General features: G+C 72.1%; 20 protein-coding genes. 19 read left to right on the plus strand and 1 reads right to left on the minus strand.

What is annotated here, in order from left to right; genetic code table 11:
- The first annotated feature begins 36 nt into the window (after positions 1 to 36).
- The 7 genes from ABGB11_RS28315 to ABGB11_RS28345 all read left to right on the plus strand — a co-directional run bounded on the left by ABGB11_RS28315 (position 37) and on the right by ABGB11_RS28345 (position 6,249).
- The gene (locus tag ABGB11_RS28315) at positions 37 to 1,032 is read left to right on the plus strand and encodes a hypothetical protein (RefSeq protein ID WP_347637565.1); all 996 of its coding nucleotides are present in this window, start codon (positions 37 to 39) and stop codon (positions 1,030 to 1,032) included.
- 169 nt (positions 1,033 to 1,201) lie between these two features.
- The gene (locus ABGB11_RS28320) at positions 1,202 to 1,903 is read left to right on the plus strand and encodes a TetR/AcrR family transcriptional regulator (protein WP_347637567.1); all 702 of its coding nucleotides are present in this window, start codon (positions 1,202 to 1,204) and stop codon (positions 1,901 to 1,903) included.
- Between the two features lie 384 nt (positions 1,904 to 2,287).
- Positions 2,288 to 2,842, plus strand: coding sequence for a hypothetical protein (locus ABGB11_RS28325; RefSeq protein ID WP_347637569.1), 555 nt, complete (start codon positions 2,288 to 2,290; stop codon positions 2,840 to 2,842).
- Positions 2,843 to 2,844: 2 nt separating this feature from the next.
- Positions 2,845 to 4,059, plus strand: coding sequence for a DUF6745 domain-containing protein (locus ABGB11_RS28330; RefSeq protein WP_347637571.1), 1,215 nt, complete (start codon positions 2,845 to 2,847; stop codon positions 4,057 to 4,059).
- A gap of 477 nt (positions 4,060 to 4,536) precedes the next feature.
- The gene (locus tag ABGB11_RS28335; RefSeq protein ID WP_347637573.1) at positions 4,537 to 4,944 is read left to right on the plus strand and encodes a hypothetical protein; all 408 of its coding nucleotides are present in this window, start codon (positions 4,537 to 4,539) and stop codon (positions 4,942 to 4,944) included.
- A 14-nt stretch (positions 4,945 to 4,958) separates the two neighbouring features.
- The gene (locus ABGB11_RS28340; protein ID WP_347637575.1) at positions 4,959 to 5,816 is read left to right on the plus strand and encodes an alpha/beta hydrolase; all 858 of its coding nucleotides are present in this window, start codon (positions 4,959 to 4,961) and stop codon (positions 5,814 to 5,816) included.
- Between the two features lie 43 nt (positions 5,817 to 5,859).
- Entirely contained in the window at positions 5,860 to 6,249 is a 390-nt protein-coding gene (locus ABGB11_RS28345) for a VOC family protein (RefSeq protein WP_347637577.1), read from the plus strand.
- Between the two features lie 28 nt (positions 6,250 to 6,277).
- Here ABGB11_RS28345 and ABGB11_RS28350 read toward each other — a convergent pair whose 3' ends face one another.
- Positions 6,278 to 7,192 (minus strand): alpha/beta fold hydrolase, encoded by a 915-nt coding sequence (locus ABGB11_RS28350; protein ID WP_347637579.1) that lies wholly within the window; start codon positions 7,190 to 7,192, stop codon positions 6,278 to 6,280.
- Between the two features lie 66 nt (positions 7,193 to 7,258).
- Here ABGB11_RS28350 and ABGB11_RS28355 point away from each other — a divergent pair, with 66 nt between their 5' ends.
- The 12 genes from ABGB11_RS28355 to ABGB11_RS28410 all read left to right on the plus strand — a co-directional run bounded on the left by ABGB11_RS28355 (position 7,259) and on the right by ABGB11_RS28410 (position 22,138).
- Entirely contained in the window at positions 7,259 to 7,867 is a 609-nt protein-coding gene (locus ABGB11_RS28355) for a TetR/AcrR family transcriptional regulator (RefSeq protein ID WP_347637581.1), read from the plus strand.
- Positions 7,864 to 10,578: an AAA family ATPase gene (locus tag ABGB11_RS28360; RefSeq protein ID WP_347637583.1), complete on the plus strand. Its 2,715-nt coding sequence runs from the start codon at positions 7,864 to 7,866 to the stop codon at positions 10,576 to 10,578. The genes ABGB11_RS28355 and ABGB11_RS28360 overlap by 4 nt, the downstream gene beginning before the upstream one ends.
- A gap of 79 nt (positions 10,579 to 10,657) precedes the next feature.
- A complete protein-coding gene (locus tag ABGB11_RS28365; protein WP_347637585.1) occupies positions 10,658 to 11,878 on the plus strand; it encodes an ABC transporter substrate-binding protein in 1,221 nt (406 codons plus the stop codon).
- A gap of 4 nt (positions 11,879 to 11,882) precedes the next feature.
- Positions 11,883 to 13,790, plus strand: a complete 1,908-nt coding sequence (locus tag ABGB11_RS28370) for an ABC transporter permease (RefSeq protein ID WP_347637587.1) — start codon at positions 11,883 to 11,885, stop codon at positions 13,788 to 13,790.
- Positions 13,787 to 14,572 carry an ABC transporter ATP-binding protein gene (locus ABGB11_RS28375; RefSeq protein WP_347637589.1) on the plus strand — a complete coding sequence of 262 codons (786 nt, stop codon included), beginning with the start codon at positions 13,787 to 13,789 and terminating at the stop codon, positions 14,570 to 14,572. The genes ABGB11_RS28370 and ABGB11_RS28375 overlap by 4 nt, the downstream gene beginning before the upstream one ends.
- A complete protein-coding gene (locus tag ABGB11_RS28380) occupies positions 14,569 to 15,276 on the plus strand; it encodes an ATP-binding cassette domain-containing protein (protein ID WP_347637591.1) in 708 nt (235 codons plus the stop codon). Before ABGB11_RS28375 ends, ABGB11_RS28380 begins: the two co-directional genes overlap by 4 nt.
- A gap of 53 nt (positions 15,277 to 15,329) precedes the next feature.
- The gene (locus tag ABGB11_RS28385) at positions 15,330 to 16,241 is read left to right on the plus strand and encodes an enoyl-CoA hydratase (protein ID WP_347637593.1); all 912 of its coding nucleotides are present in this window, start codon (positions 15,330 to 15,332) and stop codon (positions 16,239 to 16,241) included.
- On the plus strand, positions 16,234 to 17,775 hold the full coding sequence (locus ABGB11_RS28390) for an AMP-binding protein (protein ID WP_347637595.1): 1,542 nt from the start codon (positions 16,234 to 16,236) through the stop codon (positions 17,773 to 17,775). Before ABGB11_RS28385 ends, ABGB11_RS28390 begins: the two co-directional genes overlap by 8 nt.
- 4 nt (positions 17,776 to 17,779) lie before the next feature.
- Positions 17,780 to 19,312 (plus strand): AMP-binding protein, encoded by a 1,533-nt coding sequence (locus ABGB11_RS28395; RefSeq protein ID WP_347637597.1) that lies wholly within the window; start codon positions 17,780 to 17,782, stop codon positions 19,310 to 19,312.
- A gap of 102 nt (positions 19,313 to 19,414) precedes the next feature.
- Entirely contained in the window at positions 19,415 to 20,605 is a 1,191-nt protein-coding gene (locus tag ABGB11_RS28400; RefSeq protein WP_347637599.1) for a serine hydrolase domain-containing protein, read from the plus strand.
- A 17-nt stretch (positions 20,606 to 20,622) separates the two neighbouring features.
- Entirely contained in the window at positions 20,623 to 21,288 is a 666-nt protein-coding gene (locus tag ABGB11_RS28405) for a hypothetical protein (protein ID WP_347637600.1), read from the plus strand.
- A gap of 88 nt (positions 21,289 to 21,376) precedes the next feature.
- Complete coding sequence (locus tag ABGB11_RS28410) at positions 21,377 to 22,138, plus strand: SDR family NAD(P)-dependent oxidoreductase (protein ID WP_347637602.1); 762 nt, start codon at positions 21,377 to 21,379, stop codon at positions 22,136 to 22,138.
- The last annotated feature ends 23 nt before the right edge of the window (positions 22,139 to 22,161 follow it).

Raw genomic sequence — 22,161 nt, forward strand, 5'->3', positions numbered from 1 at the left:
TTCGTCGTCTGGACGAGCGATGAAGAGGAGAGGCAGATGTCAGATCAGGACCTTGCCACCGCGGTCCGGCCGGTGACCCCGATGACCGATCGGCGTGCCGCACCGCGCGCGGTGACCGCCCGCTGGGCGGTCACCGCCTTGTTCGCCGCCAACGGACTCACGATCGCCGCCCTTGCCGTGCGCACGCCCTCGTTGAAGATCGAGCACGGGCTGACGGCGGGGCAACTGGGCGTGGTGTCCGCCCTGTTCGGGGTGGCGGCGGTGCTGTCGATGCAGCTCACCGGCGGGCTGGCGGCGCGGCTCGGCAGCGCGTGGATCCTGCGGTCGGCGACGCTCGTGCTCCCGTTCGCCTTGCTCGGCGTGGGCCTGGCGGACGGACTGGCCGCGCTCGCCGCCGCGATGCTGTTCTTCGGCGCCGTGCACGGGCTCGTCGACGTCACCATGAACGCGCACGCGGTCGAACGCGAACTGGGCCGGCCGATCATGAACGGGTGCCATGCGGCCTGGAGCATCGGTGCCGTGACCGGGTCGGCGGCCGGTGGCGCCGCCGCGCAGGCGGGCCTGACCCTGGCCTCCCACTACCTGGTGGTGGGGGTGGGGCTGGCCTCCCTCGGCTACATCGCCTTCATCGCCTGCGAGACCGCGGGACGCCTGGTGGGGGACCGGCTGTTCACGCGCTTCCCCGCCCGTGCCCTGGTCGGCGCGGGCACCCTCGTCGCGGCAGGAGGCCTGACCGTCGTCGTGCTCAGCCCCTGGACGTCCCTGGCCATCGTCGGTTTCACCATCATGGGCCTTGGGCTGGCAACGCCGCTGCCGGTGCTCTTCAGCGTGATCGGACACCTCGGCGCGGACGGCCCCGGAGCCGCCGGCCTCCTCGCTCGCTTCACCACCATGACCTACTCCGGCATCCTGCTCGGCCCCGCGCTCATCGGCTGGCTCGCCCAAGGAATCGGACTCACCTGGACACTGGCCACCCTGATCCCCCTTCTGGCCCTCCAGTCCCGCCTAGCCGCCTCCAACCTTCAGAATTAGACGACCACCCCGCTAGAGACCCACGTGATTGCCGCGCCCGTCCTTACCTCGCGCTCGCCTGCCCTATGGCCTTGGCAGCCTCGGTGGCCGAGCACTTGGGCGACATGAGCCTATCCATTGCATCCGCAATACCCGGTCTTGACTATTTCTCTATGTTCGGCCTGATTCGGTGAAGATTACGCTGTTGAGTCAAGCTTCTCGAGGGACGGTGCTGTTAATGCTACACACGCACGAGGCTTCAGGCGGGGACGGCAACCGCATCCCCGAACGCGTACTCACTACTGCCGCACGGCTGTTCTCCGAACTCGGCTACGACGAGGCTTCCACGCAGATCATTGCCGATGCCTGCGGCATCGAGCACAGCGTGGTGACCGACCGCTACGGCGGCAAGATCGGCTTGTACAAGGCCGTCCTGAGGAGTCTGACCGAACTCCGTATCGAATCCATGAAGGGCGCCTTCAAGGAGTTCACCCCCGACGCTGCCGGCCTGATCCGCCTGATCGACTCGTACTTGGACTTCTGCCTGCAGTACCCGGAGTTGCCGGCGCTCTGGATGCACCGCTGGATGTCCGACGCCACTGACATCCCGGAGGAGGAGGTGCGCGACAGCCTGCGGGAGCTGGACCAGATCATCGGCCTGATCGCTGAAGCAGTCGCGGAAGATGTGGACGCGGAAATGTTGAACTGGAACGTGGTCTGGGCGGTCAACAGCTTCGTCAGGGGTGGAATCACCAGTGTCGACGGGGTGAACCATCGAGCCGACGATCCGGACACCCTTCTGCGGTTCCGACGTCATTTGCATCAACTTGCACTGTGGGCAGCCGAACCTCGCATGGCGACTGGCGGGGCGTCGAGGTCACCGTACCGATGACCTCAAGCCCCTTGCCCGGCACATAGGCATACCCCACGGGGAGGTAATGCCTTCGCTCGACGGCCCTGGCCGGACGCTGCGAGTCGGTGGGACGGCGCCCATCGTCGCTCGGCCTCTCGCGCCTGCTGCCACGCATGATCAGACCGTTCCCGCGGGAACTTGAGTCGCGCTGTGAGATCTTCTGACGCACGATTCCTGACCAGGCCGCAGTAGAGACATCGGCCAGCCGCCCGCACTTCACAGCCCTGCGATATTCCCTTGAAATCGCAGGTCAGTTCGGCTAAGTGGGGAGCTGTGGGTGGTGGTCGGCGCGGCCGGAAAAATCGGTTTCCCATGAGGACGGGCGGCGTTAGCGTTGCCGGTGACACTTCGCGGGAGGCCGTGATGGAAATTCTCAGCAACGTGCTGTCGGATGGCGCCGACCTGGCCCTTCTGGCGGCCGAACTCGACATTCCGACGATCGCCGGACTGCAGCACCAGGGCGACGTGTCCGTGATTCCCGCCGCGATGGCGGGGGACGACTTCCGGGAGCCGGTGAGCCCGGTCCCGGCGGCCGGTGTCGCGGTGGTCCGCGGCGAGGCGGGCGGCCACACGCACCTGCTGCTCGCCGCCGGTGACGTCCGCCACGACGCCCGCGAGGGCGCGCCGGGCGACATCGCACTGGGCTCGCTGGTGGTCGGCGAGGGCGCGACGGCGTGGCTGGACCACCCGGAGCACGGGAACACCGGGATCGCCCCCGGCCGGTACGTGCTGCGGCGCAAGCGTGAGATGGCGCCGCGCGTCCTCGACCCGGGGGCCCGCCGCCGGCGCGAGCAGGCCCGGAAGCTGGCCCGCAAGGAGGCGGCACGGGCGCAGGCCGCGCGTGAGCAGGCGGAGCGCGAGCGGGTCGAGCGCGAGCGGGCCTGGAGCGACGCGAACGTCCGCTTCGTCGAGGACTGACGATGGCGGAGCAGCGGCCCGCTCACGACCCCGGCCGGCCGCCGCCGGCGCCGACCGCGGAGCGGCAGGCGCTGCTGCCGCCGGTGCGGGACGAGTGGATCGGGCACGGGCTGGCCGCGGGTCCGGCGGACCGGACGGCCGCCGAGGCGGGCGTCCGGGACGTCTACCTCGGCGCCGGCAGGCGGCCGCCCGAGCACGTGGTGTGGCTCGGCTCGCCGATGGCAGGCAGCATCGGGGCCGATATCCGCGCGGGCCGGCTGCCGGTGATCACCAGGCGGGCGTGGCGGACGCTGCCAGAGGTGACCGCCGAGGCCATCGTCGAGCAGGTGCCGCAGGACGGTGCGGAGACCGACCTGATCATGCTCGACCCGCTGCCGTCCGACCTCGCCGGTCACGTGGAGCGGGACCCGCGGTGGAGCGGCCTGCTCACCCGCCTCGACCGCGAGGTGACCGCCACGGTCGAGACGGGGCTGAGCAGGGCCGTCGGCGCGGCCGTCGACCAGGTGGCCGCGACCTGGCAGGACGCGCAGCGGTCGCCCGAGACGGCGGCGCTGCCCCGGCTGGGCGCGTTCCGCTCCCGCATGCTGGGGCGGCTCGCCCGGCTGGACTTCCTCGACCGCTGCGGCGTCCTGGAACCGGACCGCCACGGACGCGGTCTGCTCCAGGTGGCGCGGGCGGCGGGGGAGTGGTGGCCGATGAGGAACAGCGTGATCCTCACGGAGCGCCCCGTCGAACTGCACCGCGACGCCGAAGGACGGCTCCACCACCCGAGCGGGCCGGCGGTGCGGTACCCCGACGGCTGGTGCCTGTGGGCGTGGCACGGCGTCACCATGCCACGCGAGATCATCGAGGACGACGTCCCGATCCGCCGCGCGGTGTCGCTGCGCAACTCCGAGCAGCGGCGCTGCGCCGTGGAGGTGCTGGCCGGACGGGCCGGCTGGCGTGCGGTGCTCGACCAGGCGGGATGGCCGCGGGTCGGCCGGGAGACGTCGGACCCCGGCAACCCCGGGCAGATCCTCAGCCTGTGGTGCGTCGAGGAGCTCTACGACGACCACCTGCACCTGCTGCTGATGACCAACGGCTCGCTGGAGCGGGACGGCACCCGCCGGGAGTTCGCCGAGCTGGTGCCCGGCTGGATCCGCGACCCGGTGCGGGGCGCCGCCTGGCAGATCGGCCTCACCGCCGACCAGTACCGCGAAACCGTCCGGCGCACCTGAGTCGACAGGCCAGCCGCTCGTTCGCGGCGGCGACCAGGCTGAGCAGGTAGGCGGTGGTCTGCGGACCCGGCAGGTTCAGCACGACTCCCTCGTTCCGTGCGGCGGATGCGAGCTCCCAGCGGACCGAGCGCGGCACCGACGCTTGCTGAAGGGATGCCGGTTTGTACGCCGATGTGGGATCGCCGCGCACAGCTCCGCCTGGTCACCAGGCGCCGGACCCCCGCGTGCGTCGCAAACGGGTGAGGCATGGCCTTCCTCCACATGCTGCCGCTGTCACCGACAGACTTCCGGTCGTCCGGCGGAGCGCCACAGGGACGAAGGTCCCGGCGTGAGGCGGCAAAGGGCCGTACGCCGAGGCCATGGCCCTTGGCCGTCTGATTTGGCCGAATGTTGGCATTTGTCCGGTCGATGGTTCCGTGAGGCTGGGTAGAGCGGCGGTTACCGCCGAAGCGTCCGGTGGGGGAGGAGACGCTGATCATGACTGCACCGACCCAGGCCGCACCCGGCCGGCAGTGGGCCGACGCCTTCGCAGCGGCCAGCAACGACGATCCCGAGATCCAGGCCCACGGGAAGTACTTCACCTGCACCTACCTGCTCGACGCCACCGACCGCAGCTACGCGATCAAGGTGGAGTCGGGGCGGGTGACCCAGGTCACGGTGGACCCGGGTCCGCTCGACGTCCCCTACGAATTCGCGATCCGGGCGGGCCGCGAGACGTGGCGGGGGTTCGGTGAGCCGGTGCCGCCCCCGATGCACCACGGGATCTGGGCGGCCACCTTCCGGCGCGACATGCGCTTGGACGGCGACATCCTGGTCCTGATGCAGAATCTGCGCTGCATCACCCGGCAGATCGAACTGTTCCGAGCCGTCGGCTCGCCCGTCTGAGGAAGGAGATCACCGTGAGCAAGGTATCCCCGGTCACCGGGCACTACGTGACCGTCGAGGTCGACGGCCTTGAGTACAAGGTCTTCTACCTCGAGAACGGCACCGGACGGCCGCTGGTCTGCCAGCACACCGCCGGCTGCCACAACCACCAGTGGCGCGGCCTCCTGGAGGACGAGGAGATCACGGCCGACCACCGCGTCATCGCCTACGACCTGCCCCGCCACGGCAAGTCCGATCCGCCGGAGAACGTCGAGTGGTGGAAGGAGGAGTACCGCCTCACCGCCGACCATTACGTCAACTTCATCGTCGCGTTGTGCGACGCCCTCGAACTCGAACGCCCCATCTTCATGGGCTCCTCCTTCGGCGGGAACGTCGCGCTGCAACTCGCGCTGCGACGGCCCGACCGATTCGCAGGCGTCATATCGGTCGAGGGCGCGGACTACTCACCCGGGTTCTACCTCGACTGGTGGCAGCACCCGCACGCGAACGCCGCCCAAGTCTGCGCGAGCGGCGTGTGGGACCTGATGGCTCCGCAGTCGCCGGAGGGCGACCGGTGGAAGACCTGGTTCTACTACTCCCAGGGCTCCGAGGCGTTCAAGGGCGACCTGTACTTCTACTCCGTCGACCACGATCTGCGGAAACGTCTTCACGACATCGACGGGAACCGGTGCCCCGTCGTGATGCTCACCGGCGAGTACGACTACCTGACGACCCCGGAGGACAGCGCCCGCACCGCGGACGCGATCGAGAACGCCACCTTCATCAAGATGGAGAAGATCGGGCATTTCCCGATGAGCGAGAACCACTCCGTGTTCCGCGGTTACCTCCTCGACGCTCTCCATATCCTCGAAAGAACGAAGGTGCCCGCCTGAACGTCAGGGGGTATGGCTGCCGCCCGTGGGAAGCTAGGTCGGCATGGCGCCCAGGCTTGGCTATGTGATCCTCTATGTCCGCGACCTTGCCGCCTCGATCGCCTTCTACCGGGACGCGATCGGGCTCGCCTTCAAGTTCCAGGACGCGGGCTACGCGGAATTCGCTTCCGAGGCCACCAGGTTCGCGCTGTACGAGCAGCGTCGCGCCGACTGGCTGACCAGCAGCCGGACCGCGCCCGGCCCTGCGGCCGAGGTCGTCTTCATGGTCGAGGACGTCGACGCCGAGGCCCGCCGCCTCCGGGAACTGGGCGCCGTCGTCCTCAGCGGCCCCGCCGACCGGCCATGGGGACACCGGACGCTGCATGTCGCCGACCCCGATGGATTCATCGTGGAGCTCGCGCAAGACATCCCGCGCCGTCGTCACCGGCGCTGATCCCGCGCAGGCGACGATCCTGCTCCGGTCAGGTCGGTTCTGCGTCTCGTCCGGAAGGCCGGTTCTGCGACTCCTCCACGAAGCGCAGGATGCGGGCGTTGACCTGTTCGGCGCACTGGCCTGAGACGGCGTGGGTCGCTTCGGGCCAGATTTCGGCGTCGACGTGCGGTATCAGGTCGGTGCGGTCCATGGCCCGCGCCGGGTCGTGCATGACGCTGCGGCCGGCGATCACGGCCAGGACGGGCCGGTCGATGGAGCGGAGTTCGTCGTCGGAGAAGAGCGCGGGCATGGGGACGGCCATCCGGTAGTGCCGTAGTGCCGCCGCGATGACCTCGCCCACGGGATCGCCCTCCGGGACGGTGCCGCGTCCGTCCACCCAGCTCAGGAAGCGGGGCATGGCCCAGTCCGCCATGAACGGGATCAGCGTGGGGATGGTGCGGAGGATCGCGCCCAGCGGCAGGCGCGCGAACGTGTTGATCGGGTCGAGGAGGCTGATCGACGCCAGCCGTTCCGGATGCCGGACGGCGATGTTCACCGCCGACCAGCCGCCGTTGGACACCCCTACGAGATGGGCGGCACCGACGTCGAGCCCTTCCAGCGTGGCCGCCAGCCAGGCCGCCTGGTCGTCGGCGTCGCGGATGGGCTCGGTCTGCACGCTGCGTCCGGGCTCCCCGAGGAGATCGAGGACGTGGACGGTCCGGTGCGCGGCGAGCGCCGCGATGTTCGGTTTCCACGAGATGGCGGTGCCGCCTCTGCCGTGCAGGAGGACCAGGGGACTGCCCGGTGCCGTGCCGAAGGTGTAGGCGCGGACCGTCCCGAAGGCGGTGCCGACGTCGTGGACGGCCGACGGGTCGGGCAGCGTCCTCAGCCCGGCCTCGTAGGCCGCGTCGAAGACCTCCCGGCCGGCGGGGGTGGTGAAGCGGCCGACCTTGGACTTGGGCATCCGTCCTCCGTTTGCAATATGTTTATACTGCAACCACTTCTACCATGGCGGGCGGTGGTGCGGCACATGCCGAGACAGGTCGATCACGACGCGCGGCGTCGGCAGATCGCCGAGGCGCTGCTGCGGGTCGCCGCCGCGCGCGGCCTGGAGTCCGCGAGCCTGCGGGAGGTCGCGGCCGAGGCCGGGATCTCCATCGGCCGGGTGCAGCACTACTTCGCGAGCAAGGACCGGCTCGTGATGTACGCCACCGGCCGCCTGCGGGAGCGGATCGAGGAGCGGATCAGGCGCACCGTGGAGGCGGAGCCGCGGCCGCCGGGATCGTTGCGGACGCTCCGCGCCATCCTGGTCGCGTTCCTTCCGCTGGACGAGGACGGCCGGGCGGACGCCCTGGCGGGCATGGCCTTCTTCCACCGCTCGCTCAACGACCCGGAGCTGGCCGACCGGTACCGGGACGGGCGCGCCCAGGCCACCGAGGCGGTCATCGAGGAGATCCGTGCCGCGGTCGAGCGAGGTGAGGCGCGCCCAGGGCTGGACGCCGAACTGGAGGCGCATTCGCTGCTCGCCCTGGTCGGAGGCCTCATCCCGGACCTCCTCTTCGACCGGTGCCGCCACGAGCAGGCGCTGCGCGTCCTCGACCATCAACTGGAGCGCCTGTCCGGCGGGGGCGGGGCGTGACCGGGCGGCCGGTGGGCCGCGCCGGCGCGCTGGACGAGCTGATCTCGGCGGTCGGGGCCGCGATGCGGGGCGGCGGCGCCGTGGTCGTGCGCGGCGAGGCCGGGATCGGGAAGTCGGTGCTCCTGGAGAGCGCGGCCGTGGCCTGCGCCGACCCGGGCTGGCACGTCCTGCGACTGCGGCCGGACGAACTGGATCGCGCCATCCCCTACGGTGCTCTCGGGCATGCCCTCCGAGAGGCCGGGGACGAGCAGCAGGTCCGTGCGGCCGTGAGGCGGCGCTTGGACATGGTGCGCGAGACGGCGCCTGCTCTCATCGTCGTCGACGACCTCCGGCTCCTCGACGACGCCACGATCATCCTGCTCGCCGACGCCCTGCGGCGGCCCGCGCCGCATCCGATGGTGCTCGCCGGTGCGTTGCGCGCGCAGGAGGCCGAGGCGCCCGGCCCCCTCGGCGCTTTCATGAACCGTGTCACCGAGGACCGCCACTCGCGGATCATCGACCTGGACCCGCTCGGCGACGCGGAGATCGACGCGCTGGTGGCCGCGCTCGCCGGGACGACGCCCGACGGGACGCTGGCGGCGCTCGTCCGCGAGTCGAGCGGAGGGAACCCGTTCGTCGCGACGCAGGCGTTTCTCCATCTGGCCCCTGGGGACCCCGGCGCGGGACTCCCCGCGGATCGCCGCGACGCCGTCCTGCACCGGATGGTCGGCTCCGATCCGGTGGTGCGCCGGGTCGCCCGGGCCGCGGCGCTGCTCGGCGTGCTGACGGCCGACCGCTTCCCGCTTCTCGCCGAGCTGGCCGCCGTGCCGGCCGCCGACGCGGACATGGTGTTCGACGGGCTGGTGGCGCGGGGCCTCGTGGTCGAGACGCCGGAGCCGGGCCGGTTCCGCTTCCGGCACCGGCTCGTCCGGGACGCGCTGGAGCAGGAGATCGGTCCTGCGCAACGGCGGCGCTGGCACGAGACAGCCGCCCGCGTGCTCGGCGAGTTCCCGCGGACGCCGGAGCTGGATCTGGAGATCGCCGGGCACGTCCGCGCGTCCATGCGGTTCGGCGACCGGCGGGCCATCGAGATCCTGGCCGCCGCGGCGGAACGGGCGCTCGCGTCGTCGCCCCGTTCGGCGATCCCCTGGTACCAGGACGCGCTGGCCATCACGCCGCCCGGTGGCGAGCGGCACGCCGAGCTGTCCGCACGGCTGGCGAGGGCGCTGTTCCTGGCGGGCCGTCCCCGGGAGGCCGCCGAAGCCGGCGCCGCGGCGCTTCGCGGGCTGCCGCCCGGGGAGCGGCGGGCGAACCTGGCCAGCCTCGTGGTCGGGGCGCTGACCGAGATCTCCGCGATCGCGGAGGCGGCGGACCTGATCGACGCCGAGCGCACCACCGGGAGGGCGGGCATCCGTCTCGGCGCCCAGGCCGCCTACGTGCTGTCCGCGGCCGGCCGGAGCGGCGAGGCGGACGCCGAGGCCCGCCGCGTCCTCGCGGGCCTCGGGCGGGGCAGCCCGGTCGAGCGGATCAACGCCCTGGTCAACCTCGCGCACATGCGGTGCATCTCGGCCGGTTTCAGCGAGCTTCCGGCGCTGTGGGACGAGCTGCTGCGGGCGGCGGCCGAGGCCCCGCCGGCGGCACGGCTCAACGCGTTCGCGGCGATGAGCCACGTCCTCGCCATCCAGGGGCGGAGCCGCGACTGCGCCGAGTCGATCAGCAGGGCAGAGGAACTGCTCTCCCGTTCCCCCTGGGGGCTCTACCGCGCGGAGGTGTCCGTCGCCCACGTCAGGAACGCGGCGAACCTGGGGGATTGGGACAATGCGCTGACCCTCGCCGAGGACACCGTGCGCGAACTGGAGGACGCCGGGTCGCTCGGTTTCCTCGCCGCACTGCGGCAGATCCAGTGCGAGCTGCTGGCAAACCGCGGGGAGTGGGCGGCCGCCCGGCAGACCGCCGGCCTGGAGTGGTCGTCGCATCCGGCGTTCGGAGCGTTCGGCGCGCTCGCCCTGGCGGAGATCGACTGGCTCACCGGTGACGCCGGGGCGGCCGTGCGCCGGCTGGAGGACCGCCTCGCCGGGCCGGGCGTCCCCGACGGCCTGCGCGTCGCCATGCTGAGCCGGCTCGCCGAGATCGCGGCGGGGACCGGCGACGTCGCCGCCGTCCGGCGCCTCACCGGGCAGGTGACCTCCCGCTGGGCGGCCGACCAGCTCGACCTCGTCACCGTGATCGGCTGCCGGCTCGCGCTCGGCCGGGTGACGCGCGACGCCGGCCTGCTGGCGGAGGCCGCCGCGCTCGCCGACGAGCACGGCCTGGCCCTGCTGCGCGGCAAGGCCAGGCTGTATCTGGGAGCCCTGGACGCCGCCCCGGAGCGGAACCTGCACCGGGCCATCCGGATCTTCGGTGCGCTGGGGGCCGTGCCCTGGCGCCGGCAGGCCGCGGCCGAGCTCCGGCGGCGCGGGCTGAAGGTGCCGCGGCGGCGGCGCAGGGCGCCGGGGCTGCTGACCGAGACCGAGGCGCAGATCGCCCGGCTGGTCCAGCTCGGGCGCCCCAACCGCGAGATCGCGGGGTCGGTGTCGCTGAGCGTCAAGACCGTCGAGGCCTACCTCAGCCGCATCTACGCGAAGACCGGGTGCAGCGGCCGGCTGGAGCTCGCGCGCGCGCTCGACCGCGGCGACCTGCCCGTGGCCGAGGGCGACGGCGCAGGTGACACGGCCGCCGCACGTTATCTCTAGGGCATCTTCCGCTGTTCCGCCGGTGTGGGGTGAAACACCCTTGTCCGGACCGGAACGCCCTGGCGAGCGGGAGATGTCGATGAAACCACGAATCGGGCTGCTGTGCGCGGCCGCAGCGATCTTGACCATCACGGCGTGCGGGGACGGCGGGTCGAAGGACGCGTCCCCGCGTCCGCCCTCGAACAAGGCCACCGGAGCGCCGATCCGCATCGGCCTCGTGAACACCGAGGCCGCCGGCCTCGGCTTCCCGACCTACCGCCTCGGGAACCAGACCGCCGCCGCCTACATCAACGACCATCTGGGCGGGGTCAACGGCCGCCCCATCGAGTACCGGGTCTGCAAGACGCAGGGGACGCCGGAGTCCGCGGTCGACTGCGCGAACCAGATGGTCGAGGCCAAGGTCGCGTTCGTCCAGTCCACGTTCGAGCTGGGCCTGGACGCCATGCTCCCGATCCTCGGCGCCGCGAAGATCCCGCTGGTCGGCCACGTGGCCTACAGCCGCCAGCAGGAGACGAACCCCAACACGGTGTTCCTCGGCGCATCGATCGAGGCGTACTTCGCCGGGCCGCTGAAGTTCTACGCCGACCGCGGCAAGAAGTCGATCACCTTGTTCTTCAGCGAGCGGCCGGGCGTCAAGGAGTGGACGGACGGGCTGCTGAAGCCCGTCGCCGACAAGCTCGGCATCCGCTACCAGATCGTCCAGTACAACCAGGCCAACCCGGACTGGAACGTGCTGGCGGCCTCGGCGATGTCCGGCAAGCCCGACGTGATCGCGGGTCCGGGCCTGGCCGACACCTCCTGCACGGCGCTGCTGACCGCGCTGCGGTCGGTCGGGTTCCGCGGCGAGATCTTCCTCGGCAACTGCACCGAGTTCATCAAGCAGGCGCCGGGTCTGGCGCCCGGCGTGCACCTCAACAGCGACTCGTGGCGGTACGACGCGAAGACCGGGACGCCTCCGGACAAGCGCAAGGACTTCGGCCTCCAGTACGACCTGCTCAAGGAGGCCGGCCACGAGGACCACGCGAAGACGGGCGGCGGAGGGTTCAGCGACACCATGACCGTCCACCGCGTCCTGTCCGGGATCAAGGGCGAGATCACCGGGCCGGCGGTGCTCAAGGCGTTCAAGAGGACGGTCGGAGCCGACACCTTCGCCGGGCCCGCCATCAGCTGCGACGGCAGTGCCTGGAAAGGCACGACGACGTGCGGCAAGAGCCTGTTCTTCTACGAGGTCGGGACGGACGGGAAGCTGTCCCTCTCCTCGAACGGGCCCGTCGACGTCTCCGCGTTCGCGCCCCGGTGAACGCATGACGACCCATCTGCTCTTCCTGATGATCGGCCTCGGGACCGGCGCGGTGTACGTCGCGCTGGCCCAGGGGGTCGTGGTCGTCTACAAGGCGACCGGGATCATCAACTTCGCCCAGGGGGCGATGGCCGCGTGGGCCGCCTTCACGTTCGACGAGATCCGCAAGAGCGGTGACCTGGTGCTGCCGGTGGGGCGGGTCCACATCGGGCCCGGCCTGCCGGCCGCCCTCGCGGGCGGCATCGGGATGGCCGTGGTACTCGGCCTGGTCACGCATCTGCTGGTGTTCCGGCCGCTGCGCTCGGCGCCCCCGCTGGCCAAGGTGGTCGCCTCGGTCGGCCTCATGCTGGCGCTCCAGCTGACGACGGTGATCCGGTTCTCCGACGAGCCGCGCGCCGTCCTGCCGGTGCTGCCGAAGGACCCGGTCACCTGGCAGTCCCTCACCGTCTCCGGTGACCGGCTCTTCCTCGCCGCCATCGTCGTGCTGCTCACCGCCGGCCTGTGGGCCTACTTCCGGTTCACGAGGACCGGCCTGGCCACCCGGGCGGCGGCGGAGAACGAGACCGGTGCGTCGCTGTGCGGGTTCTCGCCGGACGTCCTGGCGGGAACCGCGTGGGCGCTCGCCTCCGGGCTGAGCGGGACCGTCGCGATCCTCGCGGCGCCGTCGACCGGCCTGACCGCCGGCGGCTACACGTTCTTCATCGTCCCGGCCCTGGCCGTCGCCCTGGTCGGGCGGTTGCGTTCGCTCGCCGCCGTGTGCGCGGCGGGGCTGGCCCTCGGCTGCGCGCAGTCGGAGGTGACGATGCTGCGGATGCGGTCCTGGTGGCCGGAGTGGGCCGGGCCCGGCCTCGTGGACGTCATCCCGTTCGTGGTCATCATCGTCGTGCTCTTCCTGGCCGGGCGCGGGCTTCCCGCCCGGGGGGACGACAGGGCGGGGCGCCTGCCGGCGGTGCGCAGGCCGGCGAACCGGCCGGCCGTCGTCCTCGGGCTGACGGGGGCGGCGGCGCTCGCGCTCGCCCTCACGGGCGGAAGCCTCCGGTTCGCGCTGGTGACCTCGATGATCGCGGCCGTCTTCATGCTGTCGTGGGTGCTGCTCACCGGGTTCGTCGGCCAGATCTCGCTCGCGCAGCTCGCGTTCGCGGGCGCGGCCGGGTTCGCCCTGTCCCGGCTCACCACCGACGCGGGCGTCCCCTTCCCGTTCTCCCTGGTGCTCGCGAGCCTGGGCGCCACCGGTCTCGGGGTGCTGGTGGGCCTCCCCGCGCTGCGGATCAGGGGGGCCCAGCTCGCGGTCGTGACGCTGGCCGCGGCCGTCGCGATCGAGCAGTTCGTCTTCGCCAACCCGGTGATATCGCCGCCGCGCGGGAACCCGATCGCCGATCCGTCGCTGCCCGGCCTCGATCTCGCGGTGCGGCGCGGGCAGGACCTCATCCGGCTGCCGTTCGCGTTCATGGTGCTCGGCCTGCTCGTCCTCGTCGCCGTGCTGGTGGGCAACCTCCTCCGCGGCGACACCGGGAGGGCGTTCCTCGCGGTCCGCTCCAACGAGAGCGCCGCCGCCGCGAGCGGGATCGGCGTCGCCTCCACCAAGGTGCTGGCGTTCGCGCTGTCCTCGTTCGTGGCGGGGATCGGCGGCTGCCTCATCGGGTACAGCCGGGGCCAGCTGTCGACGGCCTCCTTCACCGTCCTCGCCGGGCTGACCATGCTGGCCGTGGCCTACCTGTGCGGGATCACCAGCGTGGGCGGGGCGATCCTGGCCGGCCTCGCCGCGCCCCTCGGCGTCGCCAACCACATGTTCTCCCGTGCCTTCGACGTCTCCGGGCAGGCCTGGATGCTGCTGTCCGCCGTCGGGATGGTCGCCGCCGTGCTGTTCAACCCCGAAGGAATGGCGGGCGGACTCAGGAAGGCGCGCCGATGACCCGTGACAACGCGGCCCCGCAAACGGGCCTGGACGTCCGCGATCTCACCGTCCGATACGGCGGAGTGCTCGCCAACGACACCGTGTCTCTGAGCGTCGGGCCGGGCCGGATCGTCGGCCTGATCGGCCCGAACGGCGCGGGCAAGACCACGTTCATCGACGCCGTCACCGGGTTCACCCCGTGCACCGGCGAGATCGTTCTGGGCGGCCGGGACCTGTCCGGCCGCCCGCCGCACGTCCGGTCCAGGTCCGGACTGACCCGGACCTGGCAGTCGGGCGAGCTGTTCGAGGACCTCTCGGTCCGGGAGAACGTCCTCGTCGCCGCCCGCCGGGTCACGGCCCGGACGGTCCTCGCCGACCTCGTCCGGCCGGGCCGGCGGCGGGAGGACGGCGCGGTCTCGGCCGCGCTGGAGCTGATGGGCCTGGACGGGCTCGCCGACCGGGACGTCGGCATCCTGTCCCTCGGCCAGACGAAACTGCTCGGCGTGGCCCGGGCGCTGGCCGGCGGCCCCCGCGTGGTGCTGCTGGACGAACCGGCGGCCGGCCTGTCCGCCGCCGAGAGCGCCGAACTCGGTTCCCGGCTGCGCCGCGCGGCCGCCGGCGGCGTCGGGATCCTGCTCGTCGACCACGACATGGGCCTGGTGTTCGACGTGTGCGACGAGGTGCACGTCCTGGAGTTCGGCCGGGTCATCAGCCATGGGACGCCCGCCTTCGTCCGCGCCGACGAGGCCGTCCTCACGGCCTATCTGGGCCAGGGCGCCCGGGAGGGGGAGACCGCATGACCGCGATCATCGAGGCGCGGGATCTCGTGGCGGGCCGCCGCGGGGTGCCCGCGGTCCGCGGCCTCACGCTGAGCGTCGACGCGGGCGAGGTGGTGGCGCTCCTCGGGCCGAACGGGGCGGGCAAGACGACGACGCTGCTCACGCTCGCCGGGATCCTCCCCCCGATCTCCGGCGACGTCCGGATCCTGGGGGAGGGCCTGCCGCGCCGGCCCCGTCCCCACGTCCTGGCCCGCAGGGGTCTCGCGTTCGTGCCGGAGGGACGGGGGCTGTTCCGGCAGCTCACCGTCGCGGAGAACCTCCGCCTGGCACGCCGCGGACGCGGCGGGGACACCCGGGAGGTCCTGGCGACGTTTCCCGCCCTCGCTCCGCTGATGCGCCGCCGGTGCGGGCTCCTGTCCGGAGGAGAGCAGCAGATGCTGGCCCTTGCCAAGGCGCTGCTCGCCGAGCCGAAGGCGATCTTGCTGGACGAGATGAGCCTCGGCCTGGCCCCGGTGGTCGTCGAACGGCTGCTGCCGATGGTCAGGGAGATCGCCACCGAGCGCGGCATCGGGGTGCTGATCGTGGAGCAGCACGTCCGGATGGCCCTGTCCATCGCCGACCGGGCCTACGTCCTGAACCACGGCGAGCTCGTGCTGTCGGGCCGTGCGGAGGACGTCCGGGAGCAGCGGGAACTGCTGGAGGCCGGCTACCTCGGCGGCCCTTAACCGCAGGGGCGTCCCCACTTATCCGCGGTACCCCGGGAAAGGAGGCTCGGACCATGGCCGACGACGACCAGCGACAGCGCGACTTCACCACCATCCAGTACGAGACCGGCGGGTCGAGGGTGGCCCGGATCACCCTGAACCGGCCGGACAGCCGCAACGCCCAGAACTTCCGGATGCTGTACGAGCTGAACGAGGCCTTCGACCGCGCGGCGCAGGACGACGGCGTGCACGTCATCGTGCTCGCCGCCAACGGCCCGCACTTCTCCTCCGGCCACGACCTGCGCGACGGCGAGGCCGACGACGTGCTGGCCGAGCGCCGTCCCGTCGGCACGTGGTGCGGGTTCGGCTGCGCCGGCGCCGAGGGCACGATGGCCAAGGAGAAGGAGCTCTACCTCGGCCTGTGCGAGCGGTGGCGCAACGTGCCCAAGCCGACGATCGCCGAGGTGCACGGCAAGGTCATCGCCGGCGGGCTGATGCTCGTGTGGCCGTGCGACCTGATCGTGGCCTCCGAGGACGCGTCGTTCATCGACAACACCGTCGCGATGGGCGTCGCCGGGGCCGAATTCTTCCAGCATCCCTGGGAACTCGGCGTCCGCAAGGCCAAGGAGCTGCTGTTCACGAGCCGGCCGGTGAGCGCGGCCGACGCGCACCGGCTGGGGATGGTCAACCATGTCGTGCCGCGGGACCGGCTGACCGCGTTCACGATGGAACTCGCCGCCGGGATCGCCGAACAGCCGCTGTTCGCGCTGAAGCTCGCCAAGGAGGCGGTGAACACGGCCCAGGACTGCCAGGGCCGCGCCAACGCCATGCAGACCTCGTTCGCGCTGCACCAGCTCTGCCACAGCCACAACCAGGGCCTGTACGACCTGCCCATCGACCCTGCGTTCTTCGAGGCGGCACCGTCCAAGGCCGCGGCCGCCATGGCGGCCTCCTCCGAGGCCGCTCCGGGGACGTCCCATGGCTGAGCTGCTCCGCGTCCTGGCCGCTGACGCACCGGACGGCGCCGCCCTGATCGACGAAGCCGGCGAGACGAGCCGGCGGTCCCTCGACGAGCGGGTGAACCGGCTCGTCCACGCCTTCCGGGCCCGGGGCGTCGCCGAGGGGTCCACCCTCGCCCTCATGGCGCGCAACCGCCGCGAATGGTTCGAGATCCAGCTCGCGGCGCTGCACGCGGGCGTGACGCTGGTGCCGGTCAACTGGCACTGGCGCGCCAAGGAGATCGGGCATGTCCTCGACGACAGCGGGGCCGCCCTGCTCATCGTCGAGGACGAGTTCGCCGGGGTCGCCGCCCAGGCGCTCGCCGGGCGGACGATCCCGGCCGTCGTGATCGGGAAGGCGGAGGCGCCGGCGGCCGAACCCTACGAGTCCGTCGTGGCGTCCGGATCGCCCGAGGAGCCCGCCGGCCAGAGCCTCGCGCTGCCGATGTTCTACACCTCGGGGACGACCGGGGTGCCGAAGGGCGTCCGGCCGGCGCTCGCTCCCGCCCCGCCCGCGGTGCTCGCCGGCGCGGCCGAGGAGGTCACCGGCCGCCTCGGCATCCCGGCCGGCGGGGTGACGCTCCTGGCCGGCCCGATCCACCACCAGGCGCAGTGGTCGTTCTCGGTCCTGCCCCTGCTGCTCGGCTCGACGGTCGTCATGAGGTCGTCCTACGACACCGGGGAGATACTGCGCCTGATCGACGCGCACCGGGTGACGAACGTCAACCTCGTCCCCATCCAGTTCGTCCGGATGCTGCGGCTCCCGGAGGCGGAGCGGGCCGCGTTCGACGGATCCTCGCTCGTGGTCGCCGTCCACGGGGCCGCGCCCTGCCCCGTCCACATCAAGCAGGCCATGCTCGACTGGTGGGGGCCGCGCTTCACCGAGTTCTACGGCGGGACGGAAGGCGGCCTGGTCTCCAGCATCACGGCGCGGGAGTGGCTGACCAAGCCCGGGTCCGTCGGCCGCCCGGCCGAGCACGTCGACGTCCGCATCCTGGACGAGGACGGGGCGCCGGTCCCGGCGGGCCGCCCGGGGAGGATCTGGACCCGGGACCGGCGCGGCCTCGACTTCCGCTACCACAACGACCCCGGCAAGACGGCCGCCGCCCACCGGGACGGCCTGATGACGCTCGGGGACGTCGGTCACCTGGACGAGGACGGCTACCTCTACCTGTCCGACCGCGACATCGACATGATCATCTCCGGTGGGGTGAACATCTATCCCGCCGAGATCGAGGGCGTGCTCCTCGCCCACGCGGCGGTCGCCGACGCCGCCGTCTTCGGCATCCCGAACGACGAGTACGGCGAGGAGGTCAAGGCGCTGGTGCAGCCGGTGCCCGGCGTCGCGGCCACCGACGCCCTCGCCGCGGAGCTGATCGCCCACTGCCGCGAGGAACTCGCCGGGTACAAGGCGCCGAGGTCGCTCGACTTCGTCCGCGAACTGCCGCGCACACCGAGCGGCAAGCTCCCGAAACGGTCGCTGCGCGCACCCTACTGGCGCGACCGCGCCGGGCGGGTGTGAGCTCGTGCGGCTCATCGACTGGCTCGACCGCGGCGCCATGCTCGGCGGGGCGGACCGCGCCTGCGTCATCGACGGGACCCGGCGGCTCGGCTACGGCGAGGTGGTGCGCGAGACCCGCCGCATCGGCGCGGCCCTGCTCCACCACGGCGCCGGACCCGGCACCACCGCGTCGGTGCTCGGCCCGAACTCGGCGGACGCGCTGACCGGGGTGCTGGCCATCGCCCGCTCCGGCGCCGCCTGGATCCCCGCGAACGCCCGGGCGACGGTGGACGAACTCGTTCACGTCCTGACCGCCGGTTCGTGCCGCGCGCTGATCTACGACCCGGAGATGGCCGGCACGGCCGCCCTCCTGCGCGACCGGGTCCCCTCCCTGCGGTGGACCGTCTCCTACGAGCAACTGCGCGGCGCCCTGCCCGGCGACCCGGACGGGATACCCGACCCGCCGGAACGGCCCGACGAGACGGCCATGGTCGCCTTCACCGGCGGCACCACCGGGCGGCCGAAGGGCGTGGTGCTGTCGAACCGCGCCATGGAGTCGATGGTCACCGCGCTGCTCTCGGCCGCCGATCTCGGTGACCCGCCCGTCTATCTCGCGGCGGCGCCGCTCACCCATGCCGCGGGGGCGATGTGCTTTCCGGCCCTCGCCCTCGGCGGCACGGTCGTCGTCCAGCGCGGAGTCGAGGCGGGCGCCGTCCTGGAGGCCATCGAGCGGCATCGGGTCACGTTCCTGTTCCTGCCGCCGACCGCCGTCTACATGCTGCTCGCCGACCCGTCCGTGGGGTCACGCGACCGGTCGTCGCTGCGCACCCTTCTGTACGCCGCCGCTCCCATGGCGCCGGAACGGGTGCGGGAGGCGCTGGAGGTGTTCGGGCCGGTGCTCGTCCAGACCTACGGGCAGACGGAGGCGCCGATGATCTGCACGGTCCTCACGGCGGCGGAGCACGCGGCGGCCCTCGCCGCCGGCGACCTGGGGCGCCTGGGATCGTGCGGCCGGCCGTCGGCCGTCGCGCGCGTGGCCGTGATGGACGACGCCGGGACGCTGCTCGGCCCGGGCGCCACCGGCGAGATCGTGGTGCGCGGCTCGCTCCTCATGGACGGCTACCTCGACGCGCCGGAGGCCACCGCCGCCGCCTTCGCCGATGGCTGGCTGCGCACCGGTGACGTGGGCTACCTGGACGAGTCCGGCTACACCCACCTGGTCGACCGCAAGAAAGACATGATCATCTCGGGCGGGTTCAACGTCTACTCCGCCGAGGTCGAGCACGCGGTGCTCGCCCACCCGTCCGTCCAGCAGTGCGCGGTGATCGGGACCCCGCACGCCAGATGGGGCGAGGCCGTGACGGCGGTGGTGGAGCTGCGGCCGGGGGCCTCGCTCGACGCCGACGAGCTGATCGCCGCGTGCAAGGCCTCGCTCGGCTCGATCAAGGCGCCCAAGCGGGTCGAGGTCTGGGACGAGCTGCCCCGCAGCGCCGCCGGAAAGATCCTCAAGCGCGAGATCCGGGCCGGTTTCTGGAGCGGTCTGGACCGTGCGATCTGAGCGAAGGCCGGGACGTCCGAACCGGCCGCGCCCACCGGGCGGGCCGCAGAACCGCCGGGCCCGTGGCGGCTGCGGACGAGCGAGCAGGAAGGCGATGAGCTGATGAACGGCACCGTGCGAGTCGAAGGGAACGTGGCGGCGGGGTTCGAACCCGTGGCCGACGCCTTCGCCTCGAACTTCGCACTGGGACGGGAGACCGGCGCCGCCTGCGCCGTGTACGTCGACGGGCGGGAGGTGGTCGACATATGGGCCGGCCCGGCGGACCCGGCGTCGGGCCGAGCCTGGGAGCGGTCGACGATCGCACCGGTGTACTCCACCACGAAGGGCGTCACCGCGATCTGCGCCCACCTGCTGGCGCAACGCGGGGAACTCGACCTCCACCGTCCCGTCTCCTTCTACTGGCCGGAGTTCGCGGCGGCCGGGAAGGCGTCGATACCGGTCCGGATGCTTCTCGACCACAGCGCGGGTCTGCCCACCGTGGACCGCCGCCTCACGCCGGACGAGGTGCTGGCCGAGCGGCCGGTGATGGAGGCCCTCGCCGCCCAGATGCCGCTGTGGGAGCCCGGGTCCAGGCACGGCTACCACGCCCTCACCTATGGCTGGCTCGTCGGAGAGGTCGTGCGCCGGCTGACGGGACGCTCCCTGGGGCGCTTCCTGGCAGAGGAGATCGCCGGCCCGCTCGGCCTGGACCTCCACATCGGGCTGCCCGAGGCGCTCTACGACCGGGTCGCCCGGATGGTCCGGCCTCCCGCTCCCGAACCGCGGCCGGAGACCCCCGCCCTGTCGCCCGAGCCCGAATCACTGCTGGTGCGCGCCCTGTCCTTGAACGGCACGTTCCCCCTCGACGCGAAGGTGTCGCAGGATCCCGCGGACGAGAAGCGGGCCTACGCGGCCGAATCACCAGGCACCGGCGGCATCGGTGACGCGCGTTCCCTGGCGCGGCTCTATGCCGCCTGCGTGAGCACGGTGGACGGTTTCCGGTTGCTCGACGACTCCACCATCGCGGCCGCCTGCGAGGGCGCCCCCGCCGGCCCGGACGCCGTGCTGCCCTGGGACACCCGCTACGGGCAGGGCTTCTGGCTGCCGACCCCGCAGCAGCCGATCATGACCGGAGCCTCGTTCGGCCATCCCGGAATGGGCGGCTCCATCGGTTTCGCCGATCCGCTCGCACGGGTCGGATTCGGCTATGTGCCGAACAACATCGGCGCCGGCGACGGAATGGCGGGCGATCCGCGAAAACGCCCGATGATATCGGCTCTCTGTGATGTTCTCGGCTTCCCCGACCCGGCTTAACGGCAATGGAGGAGATCATGACGATATTCATCGAGGGACGTCTCACCGTCCGCCCCGGCCATGCGTTCCTGCGTTTCGTGGACGACTTCACCGCTCTGGAGCTCCCCCTGCTCGTCCGCTCCGGCGTGGACGTCATCGGCGGGTGGAGGCGGATCGGCGGGCCGGCCGAGCAACTCGTCAACATCTACGGGTTCAAGGGCGTCGCGGCGATGGAGGAGGTCGGCAAGGTGATGCAGGCCGATCCCGACTACACGAAGCTGGCGACGGCCTACGACTGGGTCGGCGGGTCGTCCTTCCGGTACCGCAGGACGATGCACGCGCCGCTGCCGTTCGCGCCCCTCGACGACCTTGCGGAACTGCGGGAGCCGCCCGACCTGCGACGCCAGTATGTCGAGCTGCGGCAGCGCGTGCTGTTCGGATGCGAGGAGAAGGCCAACGAGCTCATCACGAGCCAGCTCGGCGCGTGGGAGGCGGCGGGCGTCTTCCGCCGGGCGCTCGCCTACCGGACCCTGCACGGCGAGTACGGGGAGCTCACCGTGATCGGGATCTTGCCCGGTGGCCGCGCCTCCTTCGAAGAACTCGCCGAAACGGCGGATCCACGGATCGCCGACGAGCTCGCACAGGTCGTCACCGAGGAAAGCGCCAACCTGCTCGATCCATTGCCGTATTCGGCTCTCCAATAGTTCTTAAGCCAAGGGTCTTCCGGACTGGGAGATCGGGGCGGCCGATCCGTACCGTCCAAGGAAAGTGCCAATGAAAGGAGCGGCGCCTGTGCGCATCAAGGGTTCCGTCGCCGTGGTGACGGGCGCGGGTTCCGGCCTGGGAGCGGCGGTGGCCGTCCATCTCGCCGGAATGGGCGCCACGGTCGTCGGCGCCGACAAGGACCTGGCCGCCGCGAAACGCGTCCTCTCCGGCTCCCCGGGGGCCCGCGCCGTCGAGGCGGACGTCACCGACCCCGCCTCCGTCGGCGCACTCGTCGCGGCCGCCGGAGAGCCGGGGCCGCTGCGCGTCGTCGTCAACTGCGCGGGCGGCGGCCTGCCCCCGGCGCGGACCGTGCGGCGGGACGGCTCGGTCCAGCCCCTGGAGCCGTGGCGCGACGTCATCGAACTGAACCTCGTCGCGGCGTACGACGTGACCCGGCAGGCGGCGGCGATGATGGCGGACGCGCCGCCCGAGGACGAGAGCCGGGGCGTCATCGTCCACATCTCCTCGATCGCGGGCCTGGACGGCAGCCAGGGCGTCAGCGCCTACGCGGCGTCGAAGGGCGCGCTGGCGGCGCTGGTCCACTCGACCGCCCGGGACCTGTCGGTGTTCGGGATCCGGGTGGTCGCGGTCGCGCCGGGGCCGTTCGACACGCCCTCCTACGCCGCGCTGCCGGACCAGGTCCGCGAGCGGAGGCGGCGGGACTTCGTCCATCCGAAGCGGCCGGGACGGCCCGCGGAGTTCTCCGCCTTCGTCCAGCACCTGATCGAGAACGAGTACCTGAACGCGGAGTGCTTCCGGATCGACGCCGGCCTGCGCATGCACGAGTAGGGCCGCGAGGACCGAGCGAGGGA

The sequence above is a fragment of the Actinomadura sp. B10D3 genome (assembly GCF_039871695.1).
Lineage (GTDB): Bacteria > Actinomycetota > Actinomycetes > Streptosporangiales > Streptosporangiaceae > Spirillospora > Spirillospora madurae.

Coding starts and splice junctions, on each gene's coding strand:
- ABGB11_RS28315 (WP_347637565.1), top strand. CDS start 37: ATGTCAGATCAGGACCTTGCCACCGCGGTCCGGCCGGTGACCCCGATG.
- ABGB11_RS28325 (WP_347637569.1), top strand. CDS start 2,288: ATGGAAATTCTCAGCAACGTGCTGTCGGATGGCGCCGACCTGGCCCTT.
- ABGB11_RS28330 (WP_347637571.1), top strand. CDS start 2,845: ATGGCGGAGCAGCGGCCCGCTCACGACCCCGGCCGGCCGCCGCCGGCG.
- ABGB11_RS28335 (WP_347637573.1), top strand. CDS start 4,537: ATGACTGCACCGACCCAGGCCGCACCCGGCCGGCAGTGGGCCGACGCC.
- ABGB11_RS28345 (WP_347637577.1), top strand. CDS start 5,860: ATGGCGCCCAGGCTTGGCTATGTGATCCTCTATGTCCGCGACCTTGCC.
- ABGB11_RS28350 (WP_347637579.1), bottom strand. CDS start 7,192: ATGCCCAAGTCCAAGGTCGGCCGCTTCACCACCCCCGCCGGCCGGGAG.
- ABGB11_RS28355 (WP_347637581.1), top strand. CDS start 7,259: ATGCCGAGACAGGTCGATCACGACGCGCGGCGTCGGCAGATCGCCGAG.
- ABGB11_RS28365 (WP_347637585.1), top strand. CDS start 10,658: ATGAAACCACGAATCGGGCTGCTGTGCGCGGCCGCAGCGATCTTGACC.
- ABGB11_RS28370 (WP_347637587.1), top strand. CDS start 11,883: ATGACGACCCATCTGCTCTTCCTGATGATCGGCCTCGGGACCGGCGCG.
- ABGB11_RS28375 (WP_347637589.1), top strand. CDS start 13,787: ATGACCCGTGACAACGCGGCCCCGCAAACGGGCCTGGACGTCCGCGAT.
- ABGB11_RS28380 (WP_347637591.1), top strand. CDS start 14,569: ATGACCGCGATCATCGAGGCGCGGGATCTCGTGGCGGGCCGCCGCGGG.
- ABGB11_RS28385 (WP_347637593.1), top strand. CDS start 15,330: ATGGCCGACGACGACCAGCGACAGCGCGACTTCACCACCATCCAGTAC.
- ABGB11_RS28390 (WP_347637595.1), top strand. CDS start 16,234: ATGGCTGAGCTGCTCCGCGTCCTGGCCGCTGACGCACCGGACGGCGCC.
- ABGB11_RS28400 (WP_347637599.1), top strand. CDS start 19,415: ATGAACGGCACCGTGCGAGTCGAAGGGAACGTGGCGGCGGGGTTCGAA.
- ABGB11_RS28405 (WP_347637600.1), top strand. CDS start 20,623: ATGACGATATTCATCGAGGGACGTCTCACCGTCCGCCCCGGCCATGCG.